The 6,855-nt window shown below is 54.9% G+C and carries 7 protein-coding genes; 3 read left to right on the top strand and 4 right to left on the bottom strand.

Features of this window, described 5'->3' with window-relative positions; genetic code table 11:
• The 4 genes from BLQ98_RS16795 to BLQ98_RS16780 all read right to left on the bottom strand — a co-directional run.
• On the bottom strand, positions 1-258 hold a 258-nt coding region (locus tag BLQ98_RS16795; RefSeq protein ID WP_141135314.1), incomplete at its 3' end, for a helix-turn-helix domain-containing protein.
• Between the two features lie 187 nt (positions 259-445).
• Positions 446-1,510, bottom strand: a complete 1,065-nt coding sequence (locus BLQ98_RS16790) for a quaternary amine ABC transporter ATP-binding protein (protein ID WP_093734367.1) — start codon at positions 1,508-1,510, stop codon at positions 446-448.
• 10 nt (positions 1,511-1,520) lie between these two features.
• A complete protein-coding gene (locus BLQ98_RS16785) occupies positions 1,521-2,558 on the bottom strand; it encodes an ABC transporter permease (protein ID WP_093734366.1) in 1,038 nt (345 codons plus the stop codon).
• A 110-nt stretch (positions 2,559-2,668) separates the two neighbouring features.
• A complete protein-coding gene (locus BLQ98_RS16780; RefSeq protein ID WP_093734365.1) occupies positions 2,669-3,643 on the bottom strand; it encodes an ABC transporter substrate-binding protein in 975 nt (324 codons plus the stop codon).
• Between the two features lie 442 nt (positions 3,644-4,085).
• On the opposite strand from BLQ98_RS16780, the gene BLQ98_RS16775 reads away from it, so the two are divergent.
• The 3 genes from BLQ98_RS16775 to BLQ98_RS16765 are packed head-to-tail and all read left to right on the top strand — an operon-like array spanning position 4,086 to position 6,792.
• On the top strand, positions 4,086-4,835 hold the full coding sequence (locus BLQ98_RS16775; protein WP_093734364.1) for an ABC transporter ATP-binding protein: 750 nt from the start codon (positions 4,086-4,088) through the stop codon (positions 4,833-4,835).
• Positions 4,828-5,547 carry an ABC transporter ATP-binding protein gene (locus BLQ98_RS16770; RefSeq protein WP_093734363.1) on the top strand — a complete coding sequence of 240 codons (720 nt, stop codon included), beginning with the start codon at positions 4,828-4,830 and terminating at the stop codon, positions 5,545-5,547. Before BLQ98_RS16775 ends, BLQ98_RS16770 begins: the two co-directional genes overlap by 8 nt.
• Before the next feature lie 42 nt (positions 5,548-5,589).
• Entirely contained in the window at positions 5,590-6,792 is a 1,203-nt protein-coding gene (locus BLQ98_RS16765) for an ABC transporter substrate-binding protein (protein ID WP_093734362.1), read from the top strand.
• The last annotated feature ends 63 nt before the right edge of the window (positions 6,793-6,855 follow it).

The following is a 6,855-nucleotide window of genomic DNA, read 5'->3' as shown; positions in this document are numbered from 1 at the left end:
AGCCTTTCGCAGGCCGACAAGGCGCACCAATTTTTGACGGCGTGCACGCCTTTGAACCGCAGCGCGTTGAGCAACAACACCATAGTATCCGTTCAATTCCGGCAGGTCTTCGTCGGCATAGCGGTTGCGCTTGATGTCACGATAAATCGTCGAAACATGCCTGCCGATCTCCGCTGCTATCTCTCGTACGGGTATCTTAGCATTCAACATATCTTCAATCGTGCGCCGTTCACGCAGGTTTAGCTCTGTATGGGCCATCTTTCATTCTCCTTGCTTTCCAGCAAGATAGGGGAAATTTCGCAACCCAGTTTAGAATGTGCCCGCGCTACAACGCTAGACCGGATAATGAACGTTATGTTATATGTCCAAGACACCCTGCGCTGCGATCGCAATGGGCAGCACTAAAAGGTGGCACCCCAGTTCGGATGCCACCTTAGAAATCAAATCACCCGGTTCTGCGTGCCGCGTCGGGATCGGACGACCCCCCTTGCGGCACCAAAGAACGTACCAGATCGGCCATTTCCAAGGTACCAACCTGCTGGCCGTCTTTCATCACACGATAGCGGTTGGTCGTGTCGCCGCCGGACTTCTCGATAAGCGATTCCAGATTGTCGTTGTGATCAACCTCACCGCTAATGTTGCCGGTTGTTTCCGTGGTCTTACGCATGACCGACCGGACGCGTAAAACGCGCGCGCGGTTGATGTCGCTGACAAAGTCTTCGATGTACGGGTCGCAGGGGTTCAAAAGAATATGCTGCGGTTCACCTTGCTGGACGACAAAACCGTCTTTCAAAATAACCAAATGGTCCGCCAGCTTGAGGGATTCATCTAGATCGTGGGTGATGAAAACGATGGTCTTTTGCAGCTCGCCCTGAAGTTCGATCAATAGGTTTTGCATATCCGTTCGGATCAGCGGATCCAGCGCCGAGAATGCCTCGTCCATCAGCATGATGTCGGAATTGCTGGTCAGTGCGCGGGCAATGCCGACACGCTGCTGCATCCCGCCGGACAGCTGATGGGGATATTGATCGCCCTGCCCCTCTAGGCCGACACGGGCGAGCCATTTTTGTGCTTCGCTTTCGTACTTCTTCAGGCTTTGACCTTCGATTGACGGGGCTAGGCCAGTGTTCTCTAGAACGGTCCGGTGGGGGAACAGCGCGAACTTCTGGAACACCATCGACATCCGGTGTTGCCGTAAATCGCGCAGCTGCTTGTCATTGTAAGACAAGATATCCTCGCCATCGACCAACACCTCGCCGGAGGTGGGGTCGATCAGGCGGTTCAAATGTCGGATCAGGGTCGACTTCCCCGATCCCGACAGGCCCATGATCACCGTGGTCTTACCGGCGGGTATATCGACGTTGATATCATTGAGCCCCAGCACGTGGTTATGCTCGGCCAGCAGCTCCGTCTTTCCCATGCCATTTTTGACATGCTCTAGCGCCGATTTCGGGTCGTCGCCGAAGATTTTATACAGGTTCCGGATTTTGATCTTAATATCGTCTGACATGTCCGTCTCCTTAATCTGACTGGCCGGCATTGATGCGGGCAAGCGCTGCTTTGGTTACCCGATCAAGGATGATCGCAAGCAGTACAATCCCCAAGCCCGAAAGCAGACCAACGCCCAGTTCCAGACTGCGAATACCGCGCAGGACCAGCACCCCAAGCCCTGGTGCGGACACCAGCGAGGCGATCACGACCATTGCGAGGCTCATCATGATTGTTTGGTTCACGCCGGCCATAATATTGGGCAACGCCAGCGGTATTTGCACCCCGAATAGTTTTTGGCGGCTCGTCATACCGAAGGCGTCGGCTGCCTCGATCACATCCTTGTCGACAAGGCGGATACCAAGGTCGGTTAAGCGGACGACGGGCACGATGGCATAAAGAATAATCGCGATCCCATACAGTTTTGGTTCGGTGACCGAAAAAAGGAAGATCAGCGGAATCAGATACACAAAGGGCGGCAATGTTTGCAGCATATCAAGGATCGGGATCATAATTCGTTGGGTGCGGTCACTGCGTGACATCGCAATCCCTATCGGCACCCCGAGAAGCACGCATATGAAGGCACAGACGAAGATAATCGCCAGCGTTTGCATTGTGTAATCGTAATAATCGACAAAGGCGAGAAACCCGAAACAAAGCGCTACAAGCCCGACCAGCTTGAGCGACCGCCCAACCACAAAGGTGATCAGCATCAACAGTGGGATCATGATCCACCACGGCACTGCTTGCATCACCCAGAGCATTTCGTTCAGCGCCCAGCTAAGGGGTTGTGTCAGAGGGTCGACAACGACTTTCAGACTGTCTTTGATGTTCAAAAACCCGCTTTCAAGACCGGTGGTCAGATCGCGCGACTGCGGGATTGCGTTGCAGGCATCGTGCAGATTGTCGAGCGATGGAAAGGGTGTGTCCCATGCCGAAATCTCGTCTGCAGTGCCGGTTGTTTTGCCAAGCAGTTCAGCCATCGACATCGGGGCGCTGTCGCCACCACCCCCGCCGCCGCACCAATCGCGCAAGCCGAGCTTGTCAAAGATAAAATCGTATGTTGCCATGCATCCCCCGTGAGGGCGATTGCATCTGCCCTTCGTTCTTTAAAGTCGATTACCTAGAAAGGGCGGCCCGGTGCTTGATGCACCGGGCCGCCCGAAAGTGTCGTTTCAGATCAATCGCCAAGAAGCGCGGACAGCTTTGTGCGCGCGTCATCGTTGATCCAGTCTTTCCAGATTTCGGTGTTGTTTGTCAGGAAGTAGACAGCGGCTTCTTCGCTGCTGGCGTTGTTCTCGTCCATCCAAGCCAACAGGCTGCTCATCTGGTCCGTCTCGAACTGTACGTTGGACATCAGCTCGGAAACCTCGGGGTGAGAGGTTTGAAAATCCTTGGTGACAACTGTCAAGACGGGCGCTGTGGCAAATTCGGTAACGGCTGCGTCGGCGGAATCAGCATTCGCGTTGGCATTTTGTGCCGCCTCGATCTCTTCGCCCAGGCTGACCTTGGTCATGTCAAACTTGCCCAGTGGCGTGGTGGGGCCCCAATAGTAGCCGAACCAAGGCTCTTCGCTTTGCACGGCCGATGCCATCGACGTGGCCAGCGTTTCGCCCGAGCCGTGGTTGAAGACTTCGATGCCCGAGCCTTCCAGATCCATCGCGCGGATTAGGTTGTCGTTCACAATCCGGCAGCCCCAGCCATCGGGGCAGTTATTGAACATGCCGCCGACCAGCTCGGGGTTCGCCATCACACCTTCGATGGTCTTCAACTCGGGGTGCGCTTCGGCCAGATACGTCGGGATCCACCAGCCTTCGACACCGCCGGGTTCAAGAACGCTGGTCAATTCAACGATCTTACCGTCGGCCTTGATTTTCTTATAAGCGTCACCGGCTGAGTTTGGCCAAAGCTCCGGCACGATATCAGGCTCGTTGTTCTCTGAAAGCGAGGTGACGGCGGGCGTGGTGTCAGAGGGCACGACTGTCACATCACAGCCATACCCTTGCTCGAGCAGAAAGTTGGACACAGCCACAACAACACCGGCAGAGGCCCAGTTCATCTCGGCGATGGTGATCTCGCCGCAATCTTCGTTCGCCAATGCGGCACCGGGGACGGCGACAGCTGCCAGCGCAGCACTAAGGATGTAGCGGTTCATAATGGAAACTCCTGTTCGTTCATTCAGTTCAGCGGCCGCGATTTTATCGCGAAGGCCGGCAAAGCGTCGTCACTGGCATATGCACCGGGCCGACCTTTGTATCAGGTACAAGATCCGGTGCCCCTTACGGCTTGCAAGGGGATGATATGTCGCGTCAATTTGTGCTTCAGCCGGACCCTACTACAGCGGTCTTGGTTTGCAACCCGATCTCAAAGAGAGTTCTGCCAAGATTCAGATTTTCAACGCAAAACGCTGCGGAATTTCGAATAGTGCAGGACAAATGCAAAATCTGCCCTATTACAGCCGTCAAAAATACTGCGCCTCCAAGTTTAAACTCCCCGTTTCTGACCGGTCGTTCAAAAAAAATGAAACACCTGTTTGACATCTCCTGAAACTAAGCTCTTAGTGAGCGTTGCTGGGAATTGACCTTGGGAGGGGAGCAATGACTATCGCGCTACAAGCGAAGGGTTTGACCAAAGAGTTCAAAGGCTTCATTGCTGTCAACAATGTCGATCTGTCGGTCAAAAAAGGCACGATCCATGCGCTGATTGGCCCCAACGGTGCTGGCAAAACCACGTGCTTTAACCTGCTGACGAAATTCCTGCAGCCTACCCGTGGTCAGATAACCTATGAGGGGCGCGACATCACCCGGATGAAGCCATCAGAGATTGCGCGTTTGGGCATGGTGCGGTCCTTCCAGATTTCGGCGATCTTTCCCGATCTTACTGTTTTGCAGAATGTCCGTGTGGCGTTGCAGCGGGCCCGCGGGGAAAGCTACGATTTCTGGCGGTCTGATCGTGTGTTGTCAAAATTCGACGACCAAGCCCGCGAATACATTGCCGAGGTCGGTCTGAGCGATCTTACAGACGAACGGGCCGCATCATTGCCTTATGGCCGAAAGCGCGCGCTAGAGATTGCGACCACACTGGCGCTTAGCCCAGACATGTTGCTTTTGGATGAACCTATGGCCGGCATGGGCCGCGAAGATGTCGAGCGGATCTCGCAGTTGATCCGCCGTATTGCTGAAAATCGCACCGTGCTGATGGTCGAACATAACCTGTCAGTCGTGGCGGAACTTTCAGATCATATCACTGTCCTCGCGCGTGGTGAAATTCTGGCTGAGGGGACATACGAACAGATCTCCAAGGCGCCCGAAGTGATCGAAGCCTACATCGGAGCCAGCCATGACTGAACCCCTGTCCAATGTGTTGTTAAAAGTCAAAGATCTGCAGGGCTGGTACGACGAAAGCCACGTGCTGCACGGTATCGACTTTGAGGTACGCCAAGGCGAAGTTGTCACGTTGCTTGGCCGCAATGGCGCTGGCAAGACATCTACCCTTTTGGCCATCATGGGTATCTTGGCCAAACGCGCCGGATCGATCACCTTTAACGGCACAGAGATGATCAGCCTACAGCCGCGACAGATCGCGCGGCTTGGCATAGCGCTGTGCCCCGAAGAGCGCGGCATATTCTCGTCGTTAAGTGTCGAAGAGAACCTCATGTTGCCGCCGCGCATTGCCGACGGCGGGCTGAGCGTCGAGCGGATTTATGATCTGTTTCCGAATTTGTACGAGCGCCGCAAAAGCAGTCAGGGCACCAAGCTATCAGGTGGAGAACAGCAAATGCTGGCGATCGCGCGGATCTTGCGCACAGGGGCCAAGTTTCTGCTGCTCGACGAGCCGACGGAAGGGTTGGCACCGGTGATCGTCCAGCAGATCGGACGCACCATCAAAGCGCTTAAAGACGAAGGTTTCACAATCGTTCTGGTGGAGCAGAACTTCCGTTTTGCGGCCTCTGTCGCAGACCGGCATTACGTTGTGGATCAGGGGAAGGTCGTTGACATGATCCCCAACGACCAACTGGAGGAAAACGCCCAGAAGCTTCACGATTATCTGGGCGTGTAGGGAAAATAGGGCGCTTAGGCGTCATAATCAGGAGGGTAATTTATGACCAAGAATCTTGTTATCAGCACCGCGGTATTCGCCGCGATGACAGCAGCACCCGCACTGGCGCAAGACATCAGCGTCAAGCTTGGCGTGTTGAATGACCGGTCCGGCGTCTATGCCGATTTGTCCGGCGAAGGCTCGGTTGTGGCTGCACGTATGGCGGTCGAAGATTTCAAAGCCGCCGAAAATGGCATGAGCGTCGAAATCATTTCTGCCGACCACCAGAACAAACCCGACATTGGTTCGAACATCACACGCCAATGGTATGACGTGGATGGGGTGAACGCGATCCTCGACGTGCCGACATCCTCTGTCGCGCTGGCTGTGGCCGATATCACCGCTGAAAACAACGGCGTGTTCTTGATCTCGGGTGCCGGTTCAACGGCGTTGACCCGCGAACAATGCCGCCCGACGTCCGTGCACTGGACATATGACACAGCGTCCCTTGCCAATGGCACCGGCGCGGCGTTGACAAACGCGGGCGGTAAAAAGTGGTTCTTCATGACCGCAGACTACGCCTTCGGTCACTCCCTCGAAGAAAACACCTCGGCGGTTGTTAAGGCCAACGGTGGCGAGGTCGTGGGCCAGGTCAATGTGCCGTTCCCGAACCAAGATTTCTCTTCGTTCCTGCTGCAAGCACAAGGCAGTGGCGCTGATGTGATCGGTCTGGCAAACGCCGGCGGAGACACCGTGAACGCCATCAAGCAAGCATCGGAATTCGGCATCACGCAAGCCGGTCAAAAGCTGGCTGCTTTGCTTATGTTTACCAACGATGTCCATGCTTTGGGTGTGCAAACGGCCCAAGGTCTGTCGCTGACAGAAGCATTCTATTGGGACCAGAACGATGAAACGCGGGCATGGTCGGACCGCTTTATGGAAGCGCATGGCGCTATGCCCAATATGGTGCAGGCGGGCGTTTATTCGTCCACAATGGCATATCTTGCCGCTGTGAAAGAACTGGGTAGCGCCGAAGATGGCAAAGCGATCGTCGACAAGATGAAAGCAATGGACATCGAAGACCCGCTGTTTGGCAAAGTGACTGTGCGTGCCGACGGCCGTGCGCTGCACGATATGTACCTTTTCGAAGTAAAAACACCCGATGAGTCGACCGGCGAATGGGATCTTTACAAAGAGATTTCCTCGATCAGTGGCGAAGAGGCGTTCTTGCCCATGCTCGAAGAGTGCGACTTCTCCAAGAAGTAACGCAGCGCGTTTTTTCCATCCCACCGTGCTGGTGGGATGGATGTTTCTTACCACACCACAATA

Origin of the sequence: Sulfitobacter litoralis (genome assembly GCF_900103185.1) — a bacterium.
Lineage (GTDB): Bacteria > Pseudomonadota > Alphaproteobacteria > Rhodobacterales > Rhodobacteraceae > Sulfitobacter > Sulfitobacter litoralis.
Note: the sequence above shows the minus strand (reverse complement) of the source record. Positions and strands in the feature narration are given on the sequence as shown.

What these genes read in the sequence shown, in the direction of transcription:
- BLQ98_RS16770 (WP_093734363.1), top strand. Translation starts at nt 4,828, where the DNA reads ATGACTGAACCCCTGTCCAATGTGTTGTTAAAAGTCAAAGATCTGCAG.
- BLQ98_RS16765 (WP_093734362.1), top strand. Translation starts at nt 5,590, where the DNA reads ATGACCAAGAATCTTGTTATCAGCACCGCGGTATTCGCCGCGATGACA.
- BLQ98_RS16785 (WP_093734366.1), bottom strand. Translation starts at nt 2,558, where the DNA reads ATGGCAACATACGATTTTATCTTTGACAAGCTCGGCTTGCGCGATTGG.
- BLQ98_RS16780 (WP_093734365.1), bottom strand. Translation starts at nt 3,643, where the DNA reads ATGAACCGCTACATCCTTAGTGCTGCGCTGGCAGCTGTCGCCGTCCCC.
- BLQ98_RS16775 (WP_093734364.1), top strand. Translation starts at nt 4,086, where the DNA reads ATGACTATCGCGCTACAAGCGAAGGGTTTGACCAAAGAGTTCAAAGGC.
- BLQ98_RS16790 (WP_093734367.1), bottom strand. Translation starts at nt 1,510, where the DNA reads ATGTCAGACGATATTAAGATCAAAATCCGGAACCTGTATAAAATCTTC.